General features: G+C 29.8%; 21 protein-coding genes. 13 read left to right on the plus strand and 8 right to left on the minus strand.

What is annotated here, in order from left to right; translation table 11 throughout:
• Positions 1-94: 94 nt before the first annotated feature.
• The 4 genes from J9309_RS07680 to J9309_RS07695 all read left to right on the plus strand — a co-directional run bounded on the left by J9309_RS07680 (position 95) and on the right by J9309_RS07695 (position 3,929).
• Positions 95-928 carry a hypothetical protein gene (locus J9309_RS07680; protein ID WP_230475315.1) on the plus strand — a complete coding sequence of 278 codons (834 nt, stop codon included), beginning with the start codon at positions 95-97 and terminating at the stop codon, positions 926-928.
• A gap of 69 nt (positions 929-997) precedes the next feature.
• Positions 998-1,453 carry a peptidoglycan-binding protein LysM gene (gene lysM, locus J9309_RS07685; protein ID WP_230475316.1) on the plus strand — a complete coding sequence of 152 codons (456 nt, stop codon included), beginning with the start codon at positions 998-1,000 and terminating at the stop codon, positions 1,451-1,453.
• A 236-nt stretch (positions 1,454-1,689) separates the two neighbouring features.
• Complete coding sequence (locus J9309_RS07690) at positions 1,690-2,532, plus strand: OmpA/MotB family protein (RefSeq protein ID WP_230475317.1); 843 nt, start codon at positions 1,690-1,692, stop codon at positions 2,530-2,532.
• Between the two features lie 113 nt (positions 2,533-2,645).
• Positions 2,646-3,929 carry a cation:proton antiporter gene (locus J9309_RS07695; RefSeq protein ID WP_230475318.1) on the plus strand — a complete coding sequence of 428 codons (1,284 nt, stop codon included), beginning with the start codon at positions 2,646-2,648 and terminating at the stop codon, positions 3,927-3,929.
• A 57-nt stretch (positions 3,930-3,986) separates the two neighbouring features.
• Here the strand turns inward: J9309_RS07695 and J9309_RS07700 are convergent, their stop codons facing one another.
• The 3 genes from J9309_RS07700 to dnaN are packed head-to-tail and all read right to left on the minus strand — an operon-like array spanning position 3,987 to position 7,999.
• Entirely contained in the window at positions 3,987-4,421 is a 435-nt protein-coding gene (locus tag J9309_RS07700) for an META domain-containing protein (protein ID WP_230475319.1), read from the minus strand.
• 11 nt (positions 4,422-4,432) lie between these two features.
• Positions 4,433-6,847, minus strand: coding sequence for a phenylalanine--tRNA ligase subunit beta (gene pheT, locus J9309_RS07705; RefSeq protein ID WP_230475320.1), 2,415 nt, complete (start codon positions 6,845-6,847; stop codon positions 4,433-4,435).
• 33 nt (positions 6,848-6,880) lie between these two features.
• Positions 6,881-7,999 carry a DNA polymerase III subunit beta gene (gene dnaN, locus J9309_RS07710; protein ID WP_230475321.1) on the minus strand — a complete coding sequence of 373 codons (1,119 nt, stop codon included), beginning with the start codon at positions 7,997-7,999 and terminating at the stop codon, positions 6,881-6,883.
• Positions 8,000-8,262: 263 nt separating this feature from the next.
• On the opposite strand from dnaN, the gene J9309_RS07715 reads away from it, so the two are divergent.
• From J9309_RS07715 to J9309_RS07730, 4 genes are read left to right on the plus strand one after another with little or no spacing between them, the layout of a single operon-like run.
• Positions 8,263-8,541, plus strand: coding sequence for a GNAT family N-acetyltransferase (locus J9309_RS07715; protein WP_230475322.1), 279 nt, complete (start codon positions 8,263-8,265; stop codon positions 8,539-8,541).
• A gap of 3 nt (positions 8,542-8,544) precedes the next feature.
• Complete coding sequence (locus tag J9309_RS07720) at positions 8,545-9,174, plus strand: carbonic anhydrase (RefSeq protein WP_230475323.1); 630 nt, start codon at positions 8,545-8,547, stop codon at positions 9,172-9,174.
• Positions 9,175-9,234: 60 nt separating this feature from the next.
• A complete protein-coding gene (locus tag J9309_RS07725) occupies positions 9,235-12,054 on the plus strand; it encodes an AsmA family protein (RefSeq protein WP_230475324.1) in 2,820 nt (939 codons plus the stop codon).
• A 55-nt stretch (positions 12,055-12,109) separates the two neighbouring features.
• On the plus strand, positions 12,110-12,865 hold the full coding sequence (locus tag J9309_RS07730; RefSeq protein WP_230475325.1) for an SDR family NAD(P)-dependent oxidoreductase: 756 nt from the start codon (positions 12,110-12,112) through the stop codon (positions 12,863-12,865).
• 53 nt (positions 12,866-12,918) lie between these two features.
• Here J9309_RS07730 and J9309_RS07735 read toward each other — a convergent pair whose 3' ends face one another.
• From J9309_RS07735 to J9309_RS07745, 3 genes are all read right to left on the minus strand, one after another.
• A complete protein-coding gene (locus J9309_RS07735) occupies positions 12,919-13,191 on the minus strand; it encodes a T9SS type A sorting domain-containing protein (RefSeq protein ID WP_230475326.1) in 273 nt (90 codons plus the stop codon).
• A 191-nt stretch (positions 13,192-13,382) separates the two neighbouring features.
• Positions 13,383-13,994 (minus strand): hypothetical protein, encoded by a 612-nt coding sequence (locus J9309_RS07740; RefSeq protein ID WP_230475327.1) that lies wholly within the window; start codon positions 13,992-13,994, stop codon positions 13,383-13,385.
• Between the two features lie 70 nt (positions 13,995-14,064).
• Complete coding sequence (locus J9309_RS07745) at positions 14,065-14,211, minus strand: hypothetical protein (protein ID WP_230475328.1); 147 nt, start codon at positions 14,209-14,211, stop codon at positions 14,065-14,067.
• 176 nt (positions 14,212-14,387) lie between these two features.
• On the opposite strand from J9309_RS07745, the gene J9309_RS07750 reads away from it, so the two are divergent.
• Together J9309_RS07750 and J9309_RS07755 are read left to right on the plus strand one after the other, a co-directional pair.
• The gene (locus tag J9309_RS07750; protein WP_230475329.1) at positions 14,388-15,995 is read left to right on the plus strand and encodes a helix-turn-helix domain-containing protein; all 1,608 of its coding nucleotides are present in this window, start codon (positions 14,388-14,390) and stop codon (positions 15,993-15,995) included.
• Positions 15,982-17,097, plus strand: a complete 1,116-nt coding sequence (locus tag J9309_RS07755) for a tetratricopeptide repeat protein (RefSeq protein ID WP_230475330.1) — start codon at positions 15,982-15,984, stop codon at positions 17,095-17,097. Before J9309_RS07750 ends, J9309_RS07755 begins: the two co-directional genes overlap by 14 nt.
• 79 nt (positions 17,098-17,176) lie before the next feature.
• On the opposite strand, the gene gdhA is transcribed toward J9309_RS07755, so the two are convergent.
• Positions 17,177-18,526: an NADP-specific glutamate dehydrogenase gene (gdhA, locus tag J9309_RS07760; RefSeq protein ID WP_230475331.1), complete on the minus strand. Its 1,350-nt coding sequence runs from the start codon at positions 18,524-18,526 to the stop codon at positions 17,177-17,179.
• Between the two features lie 195 nt (positions 18,527-18,721).
• Entirely contained in the window at positions 18,722-19,306 is a 585-nt protein-coding gene (locus J9309_RS07765) for a DUF937 domain-containing protein (protein ID WP_230475332.1), read from the minus strand.
• 109 nt (positions 19,307-19,415) lie between these two features.
• Here J9309_RS07765 and J9309_RS07770 point away from each other — a divergent pair, with 109 nt between their 5' ends.
• The 3 genes from J9309_RS07770 to J9309_RS07780 all read left to right on the plus strand — a co-directional run bounded on the left by J9309_RS07770 (position 19,416) and on the right by J9309_RS07780 (position 24,256).
• A complete protein-coding gene (locus tag J9309_RS07770) occupies positions 19,416-20,447 on the plus strand; it encodes a GyrI-like domain-containing protein (RefSeq protein WP_230475333.1) in 1,032 nt (343 codons plus the stop codon).
• A 74-nt stretch (positions 20,448-20,521) separates the two neighbouring features.
• Positions 20,522-23,344: an excinuclease ABC subunit UvrA gene (gene uvrA / locus J9309_RS07775; protein WP_230475334.1), complete on the plus strand. Its 2,823-nt coding sequence runs from the start codon at positions 20,522-20,524 to the stop codon at positions 23,342-23,344.
• A gap of 450 nt (positions 23,345-23,794) precedes the next feature.
• Positions 23,795-24,256, plus strand: a complete 462-nt coding sequence (locus tag J9309_RS07780; protein ID WP_230475335.1) for a Dps family protein — start codon at positions 23,795-23,797, stop codon at positions 24,254-24,256.
• Positions 24,257-24,356: the final 100 nt, after the last annotated feature.

Consider the following 24,356-nt stretch of genomic DNA (forward strand, 5'->3'; position numbering starts at 1 on the left):
ATATTAAAAAAAATCTGTACAACAATATTAACATTGTATGAAATTTGAGTAAATTGTTTTTCGAAATAAGAATCATACATCAAGATTTAAGTCAATGAAATATTTAGTTTTAGCAGTTTCGCTATTATTTACAGGAGTTAATTTTGCACAAGAAAACGAAGGTTTGTTTGCTGTGGAATATGAAATGAATGGAAGACAAATGAATTCGTACGCATATTCGGTAGAAAATTGTTCGCAAACAACTGTACATAATACGTGGCAAAATTGGGTATTGAATAAAGCGGGTTCGTTTAGTATCTTGAAGAAAAATGAGGCCAATAATCTTCAGTTTAAAAATTCTAAAGATAGTTATAAGATTATTTTAAGCATTGTAGAAGATTCGCCAACGAAATTAACTTTGATTAATACGTTACAAGATCAAAACGGAATGTATTTTTCTGAAAATAATCCTGATTTTAATGAAATCTACGAAAAGTTAAGAGATTTGTCTTACCAATCAAGACGCGCATGTGTTCGTAATAATTTGCGAATTGCAAATGAGTCGATGATTAAATTGAGTAAACAAAATGTAGAATTACAAACAAAGAAAGGAACTTCAATCAAATCGTATTTAAAATCGAATAATGAATTGTTGAAATTAGAAAATAAGCGAACTTTAATTGGTGATAAATTAGACTTGTTAGAAAATCAGCTTGAACGTGCTTCAGAAGATAAACAAATTGATGTTTTGATGAAGAAAAAAACTAAAGAGGTGAATCGATTTAAATCACTGGATGAAAAAATTCAAATTTTAACTGGAAAAGTGATGATGGCCGAAGAAAATAACAATGTTTTAGATGACCAAATTGATGTGGTAACATCGCAATTACAGACGCAACGTATTGCAATAGATAACTTAAAAACAAAATTTGAATCAATTCAGCGTTAATTATTAGAAAAAAAACCTATATTTATATTGACCAATATTTAATTACATATTAACTAAAAAAATAAAACTATGGGATTATTCTCTTTTATTAAAAACGCAGGGGAAAAAATTTTTGGAGGTGCAGATACACCTGAAGAAAAAGCAGCGAAAGTAAAAGACCATGTAGCTAAATTTAATTTTGATTTATCTAACGTAACTTTTTCTGCAAATGGAGAAACTATCGTAGTTTCTGGGCAAGCATTGAATATTGACGAAAAACAAAAGATATTAGCTACTGCAGGAAATGTTGATGGAGTTGAAAATGTAGAGGATCAATTAACTTTAAAAACACCATTAAAAATTGAAATTCCAGATATTGCAGCAACGATGTACACTGTGAAAAGTGGAGATTCTTTATCAAAAATTGCAAAAGAAGTATATGGCGATCCAATGAAATATCCAGTTATTTTTGATGCAAATAAGCCAATGTTATCTGATCCTGATAAAATTTATCCAGGACAAGTGTTATACATTCCACAAGGTTAGATACACGATAAAAATAATTGTTAATAAAAAAGCTCTCCAATAACATGTTTTGGAGAGCTTTTTGTTATATATTAGCTTTAGTAATATCAAATTAATAATAAGCTATGATGTAATTTTACTAATTAGTATCACATATAAAATTATACTACAAACTTATATTATTGATTAATATAATGATATTGTTGTGTAATTGTGATAATGTTATAAATTCGTATTAATTAAATATTAGAATATTTATGAAATTTTCAATTTTCCCATTAGTGTTAATCGCTGGAACAACTTTATTTAGTTGTGTGAGTCAGAAAAAGTATGACGAGTTATCTGATCGTTTTAATTCTGTTTATTCAGAAAACCAAGGTTGTCAAACTGAGTTAGCGGTTGCTAAATCTAAATTAGCTAATTTCGAAAGCTCAAATAATCAATTCGAAAACACAGTATCTAGCGAACGCGCACAAGTACGTGAGTTACAAAAAGCTTTATCTAACTGTATTGAAGGTGGTAACAAAAACGTTGCTGAATTAGTAAAAGAAATTAACGAATCTAATAAATACATCAAGCACTTAGTTAATACTAAAAATAAATCTGATAGTTTAAACATGGTATTAACAAATAATTTAACTCGTTCATTATCTCGTGACGAGTCTAAAGATGTTGATGTTCAGGTTTTAAAAGGAGTAGTTTATATTTCGTTATCAGATAATATGTTATACAAATCTGGATCTTACGAAATTTCTCCAGCTGCTGGTGAAACTTTAAGCAAAATTGCTAAAATCATAAACGACTATAAAGATTACGATGTATTAATCGAAGGTAATACGGATAATGTTCCAATTAATAAAACAAACATTCGTAACAACTGGGATTTATCTGCTTTAAGAGCATCGTCTGTAGTACAGGCATTACAAAATCAATTTGGTGTTGATGGAAAACGTATGACAGCTGGTGGACGTGGAGAATATAATCCTTTAACTTCTAACGCATCTGAAGATGGACGTTCTAAAAACCGTCGTACTCAAATCATTATTTTACCTAAACTAGATCAGTTTATGGAATTAATTGGTCAAGCGCCAAAAGACTAATTCTTTATAAATAAAAATATTTATTTATCTATATAATTGTTAAAAGCCACTGTAAAGTGGCTTTTTTCATATCTTTAGGCTTCATTAATTATATAATCAATTATTTTTTGCCAATGGAATTGTATTACTCTTTCTCTGCTTTAATTGTGCTTGCCTCAATTTTTGCGTATGTTAATCTGCGATTTTTAAAACTTCCAGGAACGATTGGAATTATGATTATCGCAATGTTAGTTTCAGTTGTTATTCGTCTTGTAGGAGATCAATTTTTTCCTGATGCAACGAAAGAACTATATGCATTATTTACAGATTTAGATTTCAATGAAATCTTAATGGGTGCAATGCTTAATTTTTTATTATTCGCCGGAGCGTTACATGTAAAGTTTGGGGATCTAAAAAATCAAAAATGGGCCATCATGACCTATGCAACAGTTAGTGTTGTGTTGTCGGCTTTTATAGTTTCTGGTATTCTATATTATCTAGCGCCTTTATTCGGAATCAATATTCCATACATATTCTGTCTATTGTTTGGTACTTTAATATCGCCTACAGATCCTATTGTTGTATTAGGAATCTTAAAGCAAGCGAAAGTTCCGAAAGCTATCGAAACTAAAATCACAGGAGAATCTTTATTTAATGATGGGGTTGCTGTTGTAATGTTTGCTGTTGTTTTACAAATTGCTACGAATCCAAATTTTGAAGCTTCGTTTGGATCAATCTCTAAACTATTTTTGATTGAAGCAGGTGGAGGAATTATTTTAGGTGCAGTTTTAGGAATTACAGCTTCTAACTTAATGAAGAAGATTGACGATTATAAAGTTTCTGTTTTAATGACGTTAGCTGTGGTAATGGGAGGATTTTTAGTTGCGAAGCAACTTCATGCTTCATCTCCTTTAGCGATGGTAATTGCAGGTTTAATCATTGGTAATTATGGTAAATCTGTAGCGATGTCTAAGGAAACTCAAGATTACTTAGGAAAATTCTGGGAATTGATTGACGAGATTATGAATGCAATTTTATTCTTGTTTATTGGATTTGAATTATTGTTAATCGATGATTTATTGGATCAAATCTTATTAGGAATATCTTGTATTTTCGTTGTGTTATTTTCACGCTTTTTATCGATTTTGATTCCTTTCAAAACGCTATTAAGAAGAAATCCTTATTCAAAAGGTTCTTTGCCAGTAATGGTTTGGGGTGGAATTCGTGGAGGTGTTTCTATTGCATTAGTAATGTCTTTACCGAATGGCGAATGGAAAGAATTGTTGTTAGAAATTACATATATTGTCGTATTATTTTCGATTGTTGTTCAAGGTTTAACAGTAGGAAAAGTTGCGAAAAAATTCTTGAAAGATGATGAGGAAATAGATAACGATGTTATTGTGGATAAATCACATTAATCTATCATAACAAAAAAGGCGAACCAAATGGTTCGCCTTTTTTTATATATTCTTCTCTTAATTTATAAACTTTAATAAAAGCATATTGCCTTTGTAAAAATATAATTCGTTTCCTTTAATTTCATATCGGTCAACAGACTTTAATATGCTTGTAAAAGATTCTTCTATTTTCATTGATGGACAAAGCATTTTTGTACCTCCAATTAAATTGAATTTGATGGATGAACCTTCTAATAAACCTTCAGAAAATATTTGATTACATCCTGCGTAACCATTCAAATTTCCATCTTCAGTAATTGTGATATGAACATTTTCACCGTTGAATCCTTTCACGATTTCATCATCTTCAACTAAATTCCATTTCGTTTCAGTTAATGATGATTTATTTTTTGTAGTTACATTATAACCTGTTGATGCACTTTTTGAAGTTGTACAACCTGTTAATAATATCCCTGACAAAGCGAGAACTGATAATACTTTTACAAATTTCATAAGTTTATATTTTATCTTAATTCAGCATTGAATTGAGTTTGGTAAACTTTGATTAATTTATTCATTACGCCATCAATTTCTTGATCACTTAATGTTTTATTTTCATCTTGAATCATAAAGCTTAATGCGTATGATTTTTTACCAGCAGGTAATTTATCACCTTCGTAAACGTCAAATAAATTAATATCTTTTAATAAGTTCGTTTTAACTGAACGTGCTGCAAGATATAATTCTTCGTACTTCACTGTATTGTCTAATAATAAAGCTAAGTCACGACGAGACGATGGGAATTTAGAAATTTCTTTGTACGTTAATTTTTGCTCGTTTGCTAATGTTAAAATAGCATCCCAGTTTAATTGTGCAAAGTAGATCTCTTGTGATATTCCAATTTTCTTTGCTAATTTTTTATTGATAATTCCAATAGATCCTAAAGAAACTTCATTATTAAAGATTTCGATACCATCTGTATAATTATCATTATGCGCTGCTTTTTCTGCTGTAATTTCAATTTTTAATCGAACAAAAAGTTGTTGAACTAAACCTTTTAAATCAGCAAAAGATGCTTTACGTAAATTACCTGTCCAAGACTCCGATGTGTAGTTTCCTGATAAAACGATTCCTAAACAACGTTGTTCTTCGTAAACTTCATTTAATTTACGGTAAATTTTTCCAAATTCAAATAACTTAACATTTGTATTACGACGATTTACATTAAACGCAACATTTTCTAATAATCCGTTTAATAATGTACGACGCATTACAGCTAAATCAGTAGAAAGTGGATTTAACATTTCTACGCTTTCTCCCTCTGGATAATAGAATACATTTTCGTATTCTTTTTTCGTTAAAGAGTTGTTCATTGCTTCGTTAAAACCTGCAGCAGTTAATTGTCTTGCAACAAAATCTTCTGTTTTTTCAGGGTCTATAGAAGTTGTAGGAACGTAAGAGAATGAGAATTTTGATGGAATTTCGATGTTATCGTATCCATAAATTCTTAAAATATCTTCGATGATATCCACTTCACGTTGTACATCTACACGGTAAGCAGGAACTTCGATTGATAATGTTCCGTTATTTTCGTTTAAGATGTTAATATCTAAAGCTGCTAAAATCGTTTTGATTGTTGCTTCAGGAATTTCAACACCTAATAATTCTTTCACTTTCGCTAAGCGTAAATCGAATGTAAAGTTTTCGATTGGCGTTGGATAAATATCTGTAATGTTAGAAGCAATTTCAGCATCAGCTAATTCAACTAACATCATCACAGCTTTTTTCAAAGCATCAACAGTAATTGATGGATCAATTCCACGTTCGAAACGGAAAGAAGCATCTGTATTTAATCCGTGAGCTTTCGCACCTTTACGAATTGTTACAGGTTCAAAGTAAGCAGATTCTAAGAAAACGTTTGTAGTATTTTCTGTAATACCAGAATCTTGACCTCCGAAAACACCAGCTATACACATTGGTGCATTTTCGTTACAAATCATTAATTCGTGACCTTTCAACGAACGTTCAACTCCGTCTAAAGTTGTGAATTTAGTTCCTTCAGCTAATTTCTTAACTGTAACTTTATTTCCTTCGATTTTATCTGCGTCAAACGCATGTAAAGGTTGCCCTAAATCGTGTAAAATAAAGTTAGTAATATCTACTATATTGTTAATTGGCGATAAACCAATTGTACGTAATTTATTTTTTAACCAATCTGGAGATTCCTTAACCGTAACATTTTTTAAATAAACACCAGCGTAACGAGGCGCAGCTTCAGTATCTGCAACTTCGATAGCGATTGGATTTGCTCCAAAATCTGTCGTTGGGTAAGCCTCTACATTGTAAGAAGTAAATGATCCGTTAATTTCACGCGCTTTGAAAGCTGCATATAAATCACGAGCTACTCCAAAGTGAGACATTGCATCTGCACGGTTTGGCGTTAATCCGATTTCAATTAAATGATCTTCTTCTTCAACAAAAATTGTTGATAATGGAGTTCCTGCTGTTAAAGCATCGTCCAATACTAAAATTCCTGAATTATCTTCTCCGATTCCTAACTCAACTTCTGAGCAGATCATACCGAAAGATTCCTCTCCACGTATTTTAGATTTTTTTATTTTAAAATCACCAGGGAAAACAGTTCCAATTGTAGCAACAGGAACAGTTTGTCCAGCTGCAACGTTTGGAGCACCACAAACAATTTGTGTTGCTTGTCCGTCACCTAAGTCAATTTTAGTAACTTTTAATTTATCAGCATTTGGATGAGGTTGAGTCTCTAAAACTTTACCAACCACTACTGTTTCTAAGTATTCTTTAGCTCCACCTACTTTTTCTACACCTTCAACTTCAAGTCCGATATTTGTTAATACCGCTGAAATTTCATCTAAAGAAACTTCAGTATCGATGTAGGTTTTAAGCCAATTATATGAGATTTTCATTGTTATTTGAAAAATAGATTTTTATCTGTTTGATTATGCGTTTAACATTACTGGCATAACTAACATTAAGATTTCTTCACCTTCTTCTAAACCATCAACTGGTTTGATGATTCCGGCACGATTTGGTTCAGACATTTCTAATGTAATTTCATCAGATTGTAAATTGTTTAACATCTCGATTAAGAAACGTGAGTTGAAACCAATTTGTAAGTCTGTTCCGTTGTAATCGCAAGGTAAACGTTCTTCCGCTTTGTTTGCGAAATCTACGTCTTCTGCAGAAATCGTTAATGAGTTTCCAATTAATTTTAAACGAACTTGATTTGTTGTTTTGTTAGAGAAAATTGCCACACGTTTTAACGATGTTAAGAATAAGTTTCTGTTGATTGTTAATACGTTTGGATTTTCTTTTGGGATTACCGCTTCATAGTTTGGATACTTACCGTCAATTAAACGACAAGTTAAAACAATGTTTTGGAAAGAGAAACGCGTATTTGTTTTGTTGTATTCGATTGTTACATCATCATTATTTCCTCCTAAAATATTCTTTAATAAGTTTAAAGGTTTTTTAGGCATAATATATTCAGAAGTACCCGCGTTTTCTAAACCTGTACGCGTGTATTTTACTAAACGGTGCGCATCTGTTGCAACAAAACGGAAAATATCTTGTTCTGCTTGGAAGAATACTCCTGTCATAATAGGGCGTAATTCATCGTTTCCTGTAGCAAAAATTGTTTTTACAATAGCTTCAGATAAAATGCTAGCGCCAACAGTTGTATTGCTTGCATCTTCAATATCTGGAGTTTGAGGATATTCATTAGCATCTTCGAATGCTAACTGATAATTACCTTGTTCAGACACAATTTCTAACGTGTGACCTTCTTTTTGGATAAAAGTTAAAGGTTGCGCTGGGAAGGTTTTTAACGTATCAGTTAAGATTTTAGATGGAATTGCAATTTTTCCACTGTCATTTGATTCAACTTCTAAAGTTGTTGAAATTGTAGTTTCTAAATCAGATCCAGTAATTGTTAATTGATTTCCGTCTAATTCAAATAAAAAATTATCAAGGATAGGTAACGTGTTATTCGAGTTGATAACACCACCAATTAAGTTAACATTTTTTAATAGCGTGTTGCTTGATACAATAAATTTCATAAGAGAAGAATATTTTCCTAAATATATCTAACAAATGTAAGAAATATCAAACGAATAAAATTGCTTGTCATACATTATTTATATAACGATTTATAAACATATTGTTAATCAGTCTTTTAATTAATTGTAAATTATTCTAAAAATTAACTTTAAATCGTAGTATTTTTTAAAAATTACAAACCTAAATTTGTTATTAATTTGATAACTGAATATTCTTTTTGGATAGATAATTGAACAATTAATTACTACATAAAATAATTACTATGAATATTGAATTGAAATTAAACGGAAATAATGGCGTTTTCGAATTGATTGATGATCAAAAAATAGCTGTTGGCGAATTAACTTTTTTGTTGAGAGATAAAGAAATGATTATTAATCATACAGGTGTAAACCCAAATCTGAGAGGACAAGGTTTAGCAGAAAAATTAGTTTTAAAAGCTATTGAATATGCGCGAGAAAATGAGTTGAAAGTTAGACCATTTTGTTCTTATGTTAGTGTTTACATTGGTCGTCATCCAGAAGTACAAGACGTAGTTTAGCTTATGAATATAGAAAAAATTTTCGAGCATAATAAAGCTTGGATTGATAAACGTTTAGCTCAAAATCCATCGTATTTTGATGAATTATCTTATGGTCAAAATCCAGAAGTGCTTTATATAGGTTGTTCAGATAGCCGAGTAACAGCTGAAGAATTATTGGGTGCAGAGCCAGGTGAGGTGTTTGTTCATCGAAATATAGCAAACATGGTTATAGGATTGGATATGAACACAACATCGGTATTAGATTACTCGGTAGAACATCTAAAAGTAAAACACATTATTGTTTGTGGGCATTACAATTGTGGTGGTATAAAATCTGCTATGATTCCGAAAGATTTAGGAATTATGAATCCTTGGTTAAGAAGTATTCGAGATGTGTATCGTTTACATGCAGAGGAATTGAATGCGATTGAAAATGAAGGAATGCGTTACAATCGTTTGGTAGAATTAAATGTGCAAGAACAATGCGTTAATGTTGTTAAAAATCCTTTTGTTCAAAGAGCGATGTTAAAAAAAGGATTAGTTGTACATGGTTGGGTTTTTGACTTATTTTCGGGAAAAATTATCGACTTAGAATTAGATTTTGATACGATTTTAAAAAACATCAAAGAAATTTACGATATCACCGAATAGTATTTTAAATATTTGGATTAAAATTTGTTAGGTTTTAAATAATTCAATCAAAAACCTAATATGATCGTTAAAAAATGGATAAAAATATCAAGTATCGTTTTGGCTTCAGTCATTGCGATACTTTTTGTTTTAAGTTATTTCATAACAATCTTAATTCATCAGCAACTTCCAAACATTATTGCTGAAAAAAATGATACACCTTATAATTTCTCCTATCAAGAGGTTGATTTTTCAATTCTAAGGAGCTCATTATCGTTAAATGATATTGAAGTTTCTCCAAAAGATTCTACCACAATAAAAGATTCAATAGATGTTACTGGTAAAATAAAACAGATAGATGTTGTTGGGGTTAATTTTTTTAAATTGTTTAAAAATAAAGAACTCGCAGCGCTTAAAATAAAAATTAAACAGCCAGAAGTTAATTATTATCAACCTTCAGTAAAAGCAAAAAAAGATACAGCAGAAGTTAAAGTTGGTCAAAGTATAGATATAAATTCTTTAGAAATTGAAGGTGGAAATTTCAATCTATTTTCTTCGTCTGGAAAAGATCGATTGGCGAGAGTTCAAAATATAAATATTGATTTCGACGGAATTTACTTCAATAAACGTACTGTCGAAAAGAAAATTCCATTTCAATTTTCCAATTTTAAAATTGAGGTGGATACAATGGTTTTCAGAATGAATAATTATCAATATATGGTTTCTAGCCATGTGAAATGGAGTGATGAAGAATTGATTTTGAATGATTATCGTTTAAAACCTATCCAAAAAGACGGAACTAAATACGCGCCAAATGTAACTGATGCAGATATTTTTGATATCGAATCTCCGAAATTAGTTTTAACCAAAACAGATTGGGGATTTGATAATCAAGATAAATTTTATTTTAAATCTGATTTAATTAAATTTTCAAATCCAACAATAAATATCATAGCTGCAAAAGCTGCAAAAGCTGCAAATAAGCAAGAAAAATCGAATGTAAAAATAAATAAATCAGATGCAGAATTGATAAACGTTAAACGTTTCGAGATTGAAAATGGAAGCGTTAAAATGTGGTATCCAGACGCATCTAAACCAAAATTTTATATCAATAATGTTGTTTGTAATATTGATGGCATTAAAATGAATTCGATTACGAAAGCTTCTGAAATTCCTATTGATTACAAAACCTTCAAAATTAAACTCGATTCGATGTATTACGAGTTGAACGAGGTACAATATTTACGCGCTGCTAAGCTAGATTTTACTACTAAAAATTTAGTGTTACAAGATTTCAAAATGAAACCTTTGATTAAGAATAATCAATTTAAAAATAATTACACTTCATCTAATACTTTATTGGATATTGAAGCACCTATTTTAAAAATGAATAATAACGAATGGGGTTTTAATAATTCACAATTTTATTTCAAAACAAATGCGATAAAATTGGATGATGTGAAAGTTCAAATCATCAATCAAAAGAACGAAAAAACTATTGCAAAAAATGCTGAAAAAGCTGCAAAGAAATTTTTAATAAATTTTGATCTTATTGTTGATACAATCCAAGTTAAAAAATCTCAATTTATTGCCAATAAAAAGTTTGATTTTAAAAATGTAAATATCACGCTTTTAGGTTTGAAAAATTTTTATTCTAAAGAATTAATTGCTAATCAATTAATTGTTAAAAATCCGAATTTTACTCTGTTTGGTCAACCCGAACGCGTAACTCAACGAGAAGCTGTAACTTCAAATTCTTTTAACGATATTATTAAAATTAAGAATACATCTGTACAAAACGGAACATTAAATATGATTCCTTACGGTAGAAAAAATCCAAATCTTACCTTAAAAACATTTAATCTTGATTTTAAAAATATAAAGTTTGATCCAACAACGATAAAAAACTCGATTCCGTTTTTGTATGATAACGTCTTATTGCATTCGAAAGGTTTAGATTTTGAGATGAATGAAATTTATCAATTAAATACGAATGATCTTAAATTTCATAACGGTGATTTGTTAGTAAATAATTTTAAATTAATTCCCAAAATTTCTCGTAGTGCATTTGTATCAAATCTAAAGAAAGAACAGGATTTATACACTCTAACAATTAACCAAATTACAGGAAAACAAGTAAAATGGAATATTGATGAAAAGAAAGATTTTAATCTTAATGCCAATCTATTTACTTTAAATGGTTTGGATGCGAATATTTTTAGAAGTAAAACACCTCCAGATGATACTTCGAGAAAATCGATGTTTTCAGAAAAACTAAGAAAAATGAAATTTGGTTTGGCTATAAAACAATTAGATATTGTTCAATCAAAATTAGAATATGCTGAAGAAGGACCAAATAGTATAGGAAGTGGGAAATTAACATTTTCTAATATCAATGCGATTGGAAAGAATATAAATTCTGGATTTAAAAAGAAATCTTTACCAGATTTAACGTTAGATTGGAAATCTAATTTTATGGGTGGAAATATGTTTGTAAAGTGGGTTTTTAATCCAATGCATACTGCTGAAAATTTTAGTATAAAAGGTCATATTAAAAATCTTCCAATGCAAAATATGGATCCATTTCTTCGACCGTATTTAAAAGTTTCTGCGGAAGGAAATTTTGATGAGGTTAATTTCAACATCAATGGAAATGATAACATTGCGAATGGTAAATTTGACATTAGTTACAATAATTTGAAACTTAATTTACTAAAAGACGATATGTCTGAAAGGAAAGTTTTATCAGCTATTGCCAATGTAGCGGTTAGTAAAAATACAGCGGGAAATAAAAAAGAAGCAGAAATAAAAGGAGTAGAAAGAGATCATCAAAAATCATTTTTTAATTTCTTTTTAGCAAGTTTACTCGATGGGTTAAAACAGACTTTGTTAATTTTTTAAAACTTAATTTTGATTGTAACTTAGTTGCTTAAAAGCAAACAATTTTTAGTACAAAATGAATACAAAAAGAACAGCCTTAATTACAGGCGCTTCGTCTGGAATAGGAATGGCAACAGCCAAAATATTAGCTAAAAATTATCGATTAATAATATGTGGAAGAAGGCAAAATAGGTTAGATGAACTTAAAGATTTACTAGCAAAAGAAACCGAAGTTTTAACATTAAATTTTGATGTGCGAGATAAGAGTTCAGTTTTTAATGCGATTGAAAATTTGCCAGAGCATTGGAAATCGATCGACGTTTTAATTAACAATGCTGGTAATGCACATGGTTTAGCAACTTTTGATGCGGCCGAATTAGATGATTTGGAAGCTATGATTGATATTAATGTGAAAGGTCTTATTTACGTTTCTAAAGCAGTTATTCCATTGATTAAACAATCTGAAAATGGACATATTGTTAATATTTCTTCTATTGCAGGTAAAGAGGTTTATCCAAACGGAGCAACTTATTGTGCGTCCAAAGCGGCTGTTGAATCTTTGAGTAAAGGAATGCGATTTGATTTGTTGCCTTTTGGTGTAAAAGTTACAAATGTGGCTCCTGGAGCTGTTGAAACTGAATTTTCTTTGGTAAGATTTAAAGGAAATCAGGAAAAATCTGATAATGTGTATGCAGGTTTTGAACCTCTGGTTGCAGAAGATATTGCAGATGCAATTGCTTATGCTTTAAATGCTCCAAAACATGTGCAAATAGCAGATGTTACAATTTTTCCGCGAGCACAAGCGAGTGGAGCAACGATCTACAAAAAATAAATACAAATAGAAAAGCTCGGTTATTAACCGAGCTTTTTCATATATATCTAATGTTACTTTTTAATAAATTTAAGGTTAGTTACATTTCCATTTTCTGTGATAGAAATTACATAAGTACCTTTGTTTAAATTTTGAACATTAACTTTTCCATTTTTAATATTTTCTGATTTAACTTTTTGACCTAAAATATTAGTGATTTCAATTTTAGCTTCAGTTTTTATTCCAGAAATATTTAAAACATCTGCAACCGGATTAGGATAAATAGAAACTTTATTCTTTAAATCAGTCGCATTGTTTGTGTTTAAATAGTTTGTTAAATCAAGCATAAATCCATATAATGAATAGTTTGCATCTCTTCCGATACCAACGATTTTGTACCATCCGGAGAAATAGCTAATGGCAATGATAAAGTTAATCCTTGCGTATCGATACCTAAACTATCAGCGTAAGCATTTAATTCTGTTCTACCTTCAGTAGGAGTCCAAATAAAACCTTCACCAAATGCTGCTCCACCTGGCTAACCTCTATAATAACCTACAACTTTGCTACCATCAAAGCTAATACCTGTAGCTCCACCTCTAAAAAAGTTTCCTGCTGACGGGTGATCTATGTATGTAATTCCAGTTTGTTCGTTCCAAATGTAAGGATAGGTACTGCTAAGCCCAATTACATATTCACCATTTCCAGAAACTTCACCAGCTTCATTAACTTCTAAACCATCTTGATCGGTTAATAAGATCTGAGTTCCGTTTTTCCAAACAGCACCTTGTCTAAAACCGAAAGGTGTATCTTGCCAACCAGCAATTACAGATTTGTCATTACTAATACTATTTGCTCTTGAAGAATCATTATTATTTGTTGTTAAACTTACAATTCCATCTTCAGCAGTCCATTTAATAGCTTGTCCTACCATTGTGTTATACCAACCTAAGCCAACAATTGTTGTCCCGTCTTCAGACATTCCCCAAGGAGAACTTTTAGAAAAATCTGAAAAACCATTGATTCCACCTAAATAAGTTTTAGAATGTGTAACATAATCGTAAATAGTTATTTCATTTAAATTTGTTTCAGGGTTTAATAAATATGTTACAATTCTATTTCCATCAGTACCTACTAATGGTTTTCCCATAAATGTACTACCTTCTGCAATTGTTCCGATTTGATATAAACCATCATTATTTGACCAACGATAAGTTGTTTTATTTTCTTCCAGTTACAACACCATCATTATTAACATCTGCAGGAGATAAATTTGAATCAATAATATATAATTGTGCTTTTGAAACAGTTGGACTTAGAAGCAATAAACCTAAAGTCATTAAAGATAAATCGTAAATTTTTTTCATTTTTCGTGAGTGTTGTATTTAATATTTATCAATTTTAATGAATTAAATATTTTGAATGAAAAGATAGTTTTTATAAATTCGTGAAATTTGAAAGTATAAAATGTCAAGTTATTGAAAATGAATATTTTGATTTTTTGTATTTGAGAAAATAAATTCAATTTAACACTTGATGAATTATGCCTAAACGATTGATTATCGTTATTTTATTATGTTTTTTGCATCTAACAAGTTTACTAAAAGCTGAAAAAAATGATGATTTCTTTACTTTGTTTGATAAAAGTATTGAGAAGCTCTATCAAAATCCGGAAGAATGTATTGTTTTTACTCAGGGAATTATATTAAACCAACAAAATATAGAGCGTAGAAACTTATTGCAAAATATTATTTCTCAGGCTTATGCAATGAAAGGCGAATACATTCAATCTATTCGTGTTTCATTAGATGTAGAAACATTAGATTCTTATAAAACACCCTCTGATTTTGCTAAATTCTACTCAGATTATGTCTTGGCAGAACAATATCAAAATTTACAATTATACAATCAATCTCAGAAGTTGATAGATCAATTGCTTAAAGAAGAACAACCTTCTTTAAAGGATAATGCAAATTATTTAATTACGTTCGCAAAATTGTATCAACTACAAGCTCTTAATTATCTTGTTTTAAAAGATTATACAAAAGCATTAGATTTTTTTAATAAAAGTGATGACAGTTTAAAGCTTTCCTCTAAAGAGAATACTATTCTTTTAATTGAAAATTCAATTTTTAAAGCTTCAGTTTTAAGACAATTAGGACATTTAGACCAATCAAAAGCTCAGTTGTTAAAAATTTTGAAGGATTTAGAATCAAATCCAGAATACAATTTTCTCTTCGCTTTAGCTAGCCATCGTTTGGCTTATGTTTATTTTTTAGAAAATAATTATCAATTAGCTATTGAGGTAAATGAAAAAGCATTGAAAAAAATTGATAATTATGAATATTTAGGTATGAAAAACCTAATCTATTCAGGATTAGCAAAAAGTTATTTAGCAATTAATAATAAAGATAAATACAAAGAATATGATAAGTTGTATGCTGATTCTAAAGAAGATTTAGACATCAATCAAAAAGAAGGTATTCGTTATTTGTTAAAACTTACTGAGGCTCATGAAAAAAATTCTTATTCATTTCTTTTCGAATCAGAAAAAAGTAAATCTATTTATATAGTTATTGCATCATTTGTTGTGTTGATTGCTTTAGTAATTTATCTGATCTTTGAAAACAAGCGTAACGAAGAGGTAAAAAAACAGTTGGCTTTTTTTAAGAAACAGAATCAGAAATTTGATCTGGCAATGAATAGTTTTCAACAAATTAAAGAAGTTGAAACAGAAAACGAAATTCAATTAAAAGAGAATAAACGTAATCTGGTTATTAGTAAAAATACAGAAGTAGAGATTCTTGAGAAATTACAGGAATTTGAAAAATCCAATAGATTTTTAAGTAAAGAAATGTCGTTGGCAGTTTTGGCCGGACAATTCGAAACTAATACAAAGTACTTATCTGAAGTAATAAACAAATACAAAGGCAAAAATTTCAATTCGTATATTAATGAATTAAGAGTAAATTATATTGCTTATTTGATGAAAGAAAATCCAGAATTTTTGAATTATAAAGTGAGTTATTTGGCAGAAGTTTCTGGTTTTTCATCTCACAGTTCATTTACTACTGTTTTTAAATCCATTACAGGAATGTCGCCGAATGTTTATATTCAACAATTAAATCAGATCAAAAATGAAGAGAATTAGTCGCATATTTTTATCGTTTCTTTTCTTATCAACATCATTTGTTTTTGGTTCTGATAAAATGGATTCTATTTATGCTAATGCAGAAAAAAATTTATACAAAAATCCTGATTTTACAATACAAGTTTCAAATGATATAATAAAACAAAATATTTCGGTAGATGAGAAAATGAACTTTTACATTTTGCTTTCTACTGCATATTTAGCCAAGCGTGATTACGAAACATCTTTGAATGTTATTTTAGAAGCTAAAGGTTTGTTGAAGTATGTTACGAATGTTAAAAATAAAACGAATGTTTTGTTACAAATTGCTATTCAATATCAACAAATGCAATTGTATAGTAAAAGTTTAGAAACATTAGACGAAGCAGAAATTTTGGCTCCAAAGGTGGAATCTGACAACGCAAAGTTTTCTATTTTAGGTCGTATTTATGCTGTTCGAGGAATAATTTATAAAAGTCAATCAAATCCTGAATTGGCTTTGGATAAATTCAATCAATCCATTTCATACTTTAATCAATTAACGCATAAAGCAAGTCCAAATCAAAGTGTAGTTTATTATAATATTGGTTATTCGTATATGATTTTGAATGATTTAGATAATGCAAAAAAAGCATTTGAAAAATCATCAGAATTTGCGAAAATAGGAAATGCAAAAAGTTTGTTGGCGTTTGCTAATAAAGGAATGGCTGAAGTTTATTTTGCTGAACGCAATTATACAAAAGCTCTCGAATTGCTTAATGAAGCTGAAATTTTATCTAATGAAATCGGCGATTTAATGCTGAATGAAGGAATTTTTGAAGAAAAAGCTAAAAATTATTTGGCATTAAACCAATTTGAAAATTACAAATTATACAATCAGAAATTCCAGAAAATTACTTTTGAACGAAATCAGAACGAATTGCAATCAATTAGTAAATCAATAGATTATCAGTTTCAATCAAATTTAGAAGAAACAGATAAATTAATCGAAAAACATGAACGTATCAATATAATGTTAATCACTTCCGTATTGTTAATAGGTGGAGTTTTAGGATTTTTTATTTTTAAGAAACGAAAATCAACAAGTTTAATTCAGAAAGAAATCAAGAAAATATTAAACTAAAAAAGTTATTTTACAATTAGTTAAAATAGAATAGCCGAAATTAATTTCGGCTATAAAAGAATTAAATATATGGAAAAAACTATACTCCTTGGGCCAACATTGCATCAGCAACTTTTACAAATCCTGCAATGTTTGCTCCTTTATAGTAGTTAACGTTTCTTTGATGTGGTTCAGATCCGTACGTTTTACATTGATCATGAATTTTAATCATAATATCTTTTAAATAGGAATCAACTTTTTCTCGACTCCAATTTTGGCGAATAGAATTTTGAGACATTTCTAATCCAGATGTAGCAACTCCGCCAGCATTTGTAGCTTTTCCCGGACCATACAATATATCATTTGCTAAGAAATAATGAACGGCATCTGGTGTCGTTGGCATATTGGCGCCTTCAGCAACCAATTTACAGCCATTATGATGTAAAGTAATAGCGTCTTGAATGTCTAATTCATTTTGCGTAGCGCAAGGCAAGGCAATATCGCAAGGTACATTCCAAGGTTTTTCATTTGGATAAAATTCAGCATTTGGAAAATTGTCAATGTATTTAGAAATTCTCTCGTAATTTTCATTCTTAATCTTAAAAATCACTTTCAATTTATCTTTAGAAAAACCTTCACTATCATAAATATATCCTGAAGAATCTGATAAGGTTACCACTTTACCACCTAATTCTATTGCTTTTTCAGCTGCATACTGAGCTACATTACCAGATCCAGATATTGCAACGATTTTATCAACTAAAGTATCTGTATTTTCATTTAGCATGCATTCTACAAAGTATAATAAACCGTAACCTGTTGCTTCTGGTCTAATAAGCGAACCTCCAAATTCTAATCCTTTACCAGTTAAAACACCTGTAAATTCATTTCTTAATTTTCGATATTGCCCGAATAAGTAGCCAATTTCACGACTTCCAACTCCGATATCGCCAGCCGGAACATCAGTATCAGAACCAATATGTTTGCTTAATTCTGTCATAAAAGCTTGACAAAATCTCATAATTTCCATGTCTGATTTTCCTTTTGGATCAAAATCAGATCCGCCTTTTCCACCACCCATTGGTAATGTTGTTAAAGAGTTTTTAAAGACTTGTTCAAAAGCCAAAAACTTTAAAATAGATAGATTAACAGTTGGATGGAAGCGAAGTCCACCTTTGTATGGACCAATCGCTGAATTCATTTGAACTCGATATCCTTTATTTATTTGTACAACTCCTGCATCATCAACCCAAGTTACTCTAAACTGTATTACTCTTTCAGGTTCAGCAATTCGTTCTAAAATCTTAAATTTTTTATACTTTGGATGATCCTCGATAAAGGGTAATATATTTTCAGAAACTTCTGATACTGCTTGAATAAATTCTGTTTCGTTCGGATTTTTTAAAGCTATTTGCTCTACAAATTCTGTACAATAATCTACTGTGTTCATTTAGTGTTTGATGTGTAGGCTAAAATTAATAAAAAGTGAATTTAATCTGTTTTTAAACCATATATTTAAGATAAAATAGTATTATTTTTATCAAATAGAGATTAAAAAGTAGTTTTGATTATGAACTTGAAAAAATATAGAACAAAAAAAATGCGAGTTTTTACAAACTCGCATTTATCAATATGATATAAAAAATTATTTCTTGAAGAATCCTCCTAGTAATCCCATTACATCGCTTGCACCTAATTGACCATCGCCATCTTGATCCAATAATTTTTCGAAACCACCTAAATTGATTCCACCTGCAGCTTGATTAGTTCCGCCAATTAAACCACCTAATAATCCAGCGATTCCATCAGATTGTAATCCCTGCTCTTGTTTTTGTTTTCCTAAGAATCCCATAACAATAGGCGCGACTAATGCTAAAATTTTGATTATTTGACCAGAATCTAATCCAGTTTGTTTTCCAATATTATTTGCAACTGTTTCTTGATTTCCACCTAAAACGTGTCCTAAAATTCCTAAACCATCTTGCATATTTCCACCTTGACCTAAGAATCCAGAAAGATTGTCTAAAATACTACCGTCATGCTGATTTAGAGCGTTAGCAATACCATTAGCTCCACCACTTTGAGCATTTTTGTTTAATGCAGATAATAAAAATGGAATTGCAGCACCAACAGCAGTTTGTGCCTGAGATTCGTTAATTCCTAATTGTTGTGCAGCAGCTCCAACAATTTGTTGTCCCATCGCACCTTGTAATAATGAAGATAAATCCATAGCGTTTAAATTTCTTTGTACATAAAAATAATGATTTTTAATGAAATAATTTTAATCAAGAGGATAAAATATATAGCGAAATGGTAAATTTGTAACTTATTATACAGTAATGAAACAAATAAATATATTTTTAATCGGATTGGTTTTATTATTTGTTCTTTTTCCATTTTTCTTGTCAAAAAAAGTAGATGAAAAATTAACTTATGAAATTGAAGCTCCTATAGGATTAGTTTACGATGAGTTTTTGGATTTGAGAAAATTTTCTAAATGGGAACAATTTACTGGACAAGATTCAACAGTTGTAAAATCATTTAGTAACGAAGAAGCTGAAAAAGAATTCACTGAATGGAAAAGTACAAAATCTGATATTGGAAATGGGAAGATTATTATAGATGATTTCGAAATGAATAAATCGATAGAATATGTTTTACAGTACCAAGGTTGGGAAGAAAAAGATAATCTAAAGATTGAGTTTGAACAGAAAGCATCAGGAAATACACTTTTAAATATACATTATGTAAGTCAAGATGTTCCGTATTTTTATAGATATTTTTTATTTTTTAAATCTCCTTTGACTAAAGTTGAACAATCTATAGAAAATTTCAACGAGATGGTAAAAGTTAGGTTGGATAAAGAGCGTAAGGAAGGAAAATTAAATTACGGTGAATTTAGGTTAGTAAAATTAAATCGTCAAGTATTAATGGCGATTAAGAAAACTTCAACTTTAGATGATAAGGATGCAATGGACAAAACTGATGAAGCTTTTGAAACCATTTACGAATCATTAGTTAATGAAGAAAATACTTACGATTTTGATTTAGGATTTCCAACAGTCTATACAACTCAAAATGATTTAGAAAAAAATAGAAAAACTTTATTTGCTGGGATAAATTATATAGAAGGAATCAATTTTCAAAAAGGAATGCAAAGAGTAATTGTGCCTGAGGGTGAATATTTATTAACTCTGCATCAAGGTTCTCGTAGCAAAAGAAAGCATACCATTCAATTAATGAAAGATTATGCAAAAAGTAAAAAAATAAATTTAGATGATAGAGAATTAGAAGTGTTTTTAAATGATCCAAAAGAAACGGATTCGTTACAATTAAAAACACGAATTTATATTCCAATCAAAACAAATTAAGATATTTTAACGTCTTTAAAGCCACAGAAATGTGGCTTTTTTATTGTAATTTTGCAACTTATCAAAAAATTGCAATGGATAAAGATTTTATTGAAGTTTACGGAGCACGAGAACACAATCTAAAAAATATTGATGTTAAAATTCCTCGTAACGAATTAGTAGTTATTACTGGTTTAAGTGGAAGTGGTAAATCTTCATTAGCGTTTGATACGATTTATGCTGAAGGGCAACGTCGTTACATCGAAACTTTTTCAGCTTATGCTCGTCAATTTCTTGGAGGTTTAGAGCGTCCAGATGTTGATAAAATCGATGGATTATCTCCGGTTATTGCCATCGAGCAAAAAACGACTTCAAAAAATCCACGTTCAACTGTTGGTACAATTACAGAAATCTACGATTTTCTTCGTTTACTTTTTGCGCGTGTTTCAACTGCTTATTCAACAGCAACAAACGAACCGATGGTTTCTTATACGGAAGATCAAATTATAAATCTGATCCGCACAAATTTTGATGATCAAAAAATTGCAATATTAGCGCCTTTAGTACGATCTCGTAAAGGACATTACAGGGAACTTTTTGCTCAATATTCTCGTAAAGGATTTTTAGAAATGCGCATTAATGGAGAAGTACGAGAGATTTCTCCTGGAATGACGCTAGATCGTTACAAGACCCATGATATTGAATTGATAATTGATAAATTAAAGTTAAACGATAAAATATCTGACGAACGTTTACAATCTTCAATTACACAAGCAATGCATCAAGGTAACGGAATCATCATGATTCTGAATTACGAAACCGGAGAAGCAAAATTTTATTCAAAAAACTTGATGTGTCCAACAACAGGTTCTTCTTATGCATTGCCAGAACCAAATACATTTTCGTTTAATTCACCAAAAGGTGCATGTTCTACTTGTGCTGGTTTAGGGGAGTTAAAAGAGGTGAATATGGATAAATTATTTTCAGATCATAAAAAATCTTTGAATGATAATCTGGAAGAAATTTTTGAAATAATAAAAAATACGTCAAGAGTTGAAAAGCAATTAGAGGCGATTTTTGTTAAACATAATACGGATCAAAAAACAAAATTAAAAGATCTATCAAAAGAACTACTTCACGATATTTTACATGGTTTGGTAGAAACATTAAATGTAGATTTAAAGTTTGCATCCGTTAAAAAAACATATAAAATAGATTTTGAAGGTTTGTTGCCTTATTTACAAGATATAATTGATGATAAAACGAATTCAAATTCTAATGCGATTTCAAAATTATTATCAAGAAAAATCGAGTGTCCATCTTGTTATGGTTTTCGTTTAAATAACGAAAGTTTACATTTTCGTATAGACGAGAAACACATAGGAGAAGTAGCAAATTTAGATTTAAAAACTCTTTATGATTGGATTGATAATGTTCCAAATACTTTAAGTTCTACGCAACAACAAATCGGTTTTGAGATTTTAAAAGAGATTTCGACTAGATTAACGTTTTTGTTAGATGTAGGTTTAGAATATTTATCGTTAAATCGATCTTCTAAAACTTTGTCAGGAGGCGAGGCGCAGCGTATACGTTTAGCAACACAAATCGGTTCTCAGTTGGTTAATGTACTTTATATTATGGATGAGCCAAGTATTGGTCTTCATCAACGTGATAATGTAAAGTTGATAGATTCATTAAAAAAGTTACGTGATATAGGAAATTCTGTCTTGGTTGTAGAGCATGATAAAGACATGATTTTAGAAGCAGATCACGTAATTGATGTTGGTCCAAAAGCTGGTAGAAATGGTGGTCAAATCGTTTGGGAAGGTACACCAACAGAAATGTTAAAATCAGATACATTAACATCACAATATTTAAATAAGAAAAAAAATATAGAAGTTCCGACTGAACGCCGAAAAGGAAATGGTGAATTTTTGAAATTAAAAGGAGCTACAGGAAATAATTTAAGAAATGTAGACATTTCAATTCCTTTAGGTACATTAACGGTTGTATCTGGAGTTTCTGGTTCTGGGAAATCAACATTGATTAACGAAACGCTTTACCGAATTTTAAACCAACATTTCTTCAGAGCTGAAAAAGAACCAATGCCTTATAAAAAGATTGAAGGTTTAGAACATTTGGATAAAGTGATTGAAGTTGATCAATCTCCAATTGGGCGTACACCACGTTCTAATCCTGCAACTTATACAGGTATTTTCTCTGATATTCGTACGTTATTTACCAATCTTCCAGAAGCTAAAATTCGCGGGTATAAACCTGGTCGTTTTTCTTTTAATGTAAAAGGTGGTCGTTGCGAAACATGTCAAGGTGCAGGTTTGCGAGTAATTGAAATGAATTTTTTACCTGATATTCATGTAAATTGTGAAACTTGTAATGGAAAACGTTTTAATCGAGAAACTTTAGAAATTAGATATAAAGGAAAATCTATTGCTGATGTTTTGGATATGACAGTAAACGAAGCGGTAGAATTTTTTGAACCAATTCCAAAGATTTATCGTGTTGTTAAAATGTTACAAGATGTTGGTTTAGGATATATCACATTGGGGCAACAATCAACTACTTTGAGTGGAGGTGAAGCACAACGTGTAAAATTAGCTACAGAATTATCTAAAAAGCAAACGGGTAAAACAATCTATATTTTAGATGAACCGACGACGGGATTACACTTTGAAGATATTAGAATTTTGATGAATGTTATTGAGACTATTGTAGAGTTTGGAAATACTGTGATCATAATTGAACATAATTTGGATGTTGTAAAATTGGGCGATCATGTGATTGATATAGGTCCTGAAGGTGGAAGAAATGGTGGTAAAGTTGTAGCAGAAGGTACTCCAGAGGAAATTGCAAAAAACAAAAAGAGCGTAACAGGGAAGTTTTTAGTAAACGAACTCTAAAGCAATATAATTAGGTTTTACTCATTTTAAGACCTTAATTTTTCTTAAAATTTATTTAATATTTTCGCTGTATAAGGTATATACGGAAAAATATCTTTGTGAAATAGATGAATTTCAGAAAAGTTTTTTAGTTAGTTTTAAAATTGATGATTTATATATTGTTATAAATCAATTTATTGTGGCATGTTTATTGAGTAATCATGAATACAAATGCTAAATAACAGAATTTTAAAGATTATTTAACTAATTATTTAATTTAAATATGAGATTCTGCGTTAACTTTGCCTTGTAATAATACCAAATAAAAGGTTTTATTTAAAAGAGTCGTTCTATAAATTTTATTTATTATTCAATTAATTTTTAATTTATAAAATCTATTGATTTGAAATAGTATTGTTTTATATTTGTATCAGAAAAAGAAACAAATTAGAATCTAAACTTTGCTATATCATGAAATTTTTAACAGAGGATCAAATAAATAAAATAGCGAATATTTTAAAACAATTATTAGCTGACGAAACAATATTATATTTAAAAACACGTAATGCTCACTGGAATGTAGAAGGTCCAGATTTTCAAACTGCGCACGTGTATTTTGAAACACAATATAACGAGTTGCAGTTAGTAATTGATGAGGTTGCAGAAAAAATCAGAACAAAAGATGTTTATGCGCCTGCAACAATAAGTGAGTATTTGCAGTTAACTCACTTAAAAGAAAACAAAATCGAAAAGTATGATAGTTTATCTTTCATGAGAGAATTATTAAACGATTACGAAATTATTATTGCTTTCTTAAACGAATCTATCAATGAAATTGAAGATTTAAACGATGTATCTACTTCAGACTATTTAGTTGGATTGTTAGAACAACATCAAAAAACTGCTTGGATGCTTAGATCGCATCTTAAATAAAGTGAACATTATTTTACTTCATAAGTTTTTAGTGTTAATTCATATTAGTGTTAATTAGGTTGAGCCTTGGACTTTGTCCAAGGCTTCAGCTTTTTATAGA

The organism is Faecalibacter bovis, from assembly GCF_017948305.1.
Lineage (GTDB): Bacteria > Bacteroidota > Bacteroidia > Flavobacteriales > Weeksellaceae > Empedobacter > Empedobacter bovis.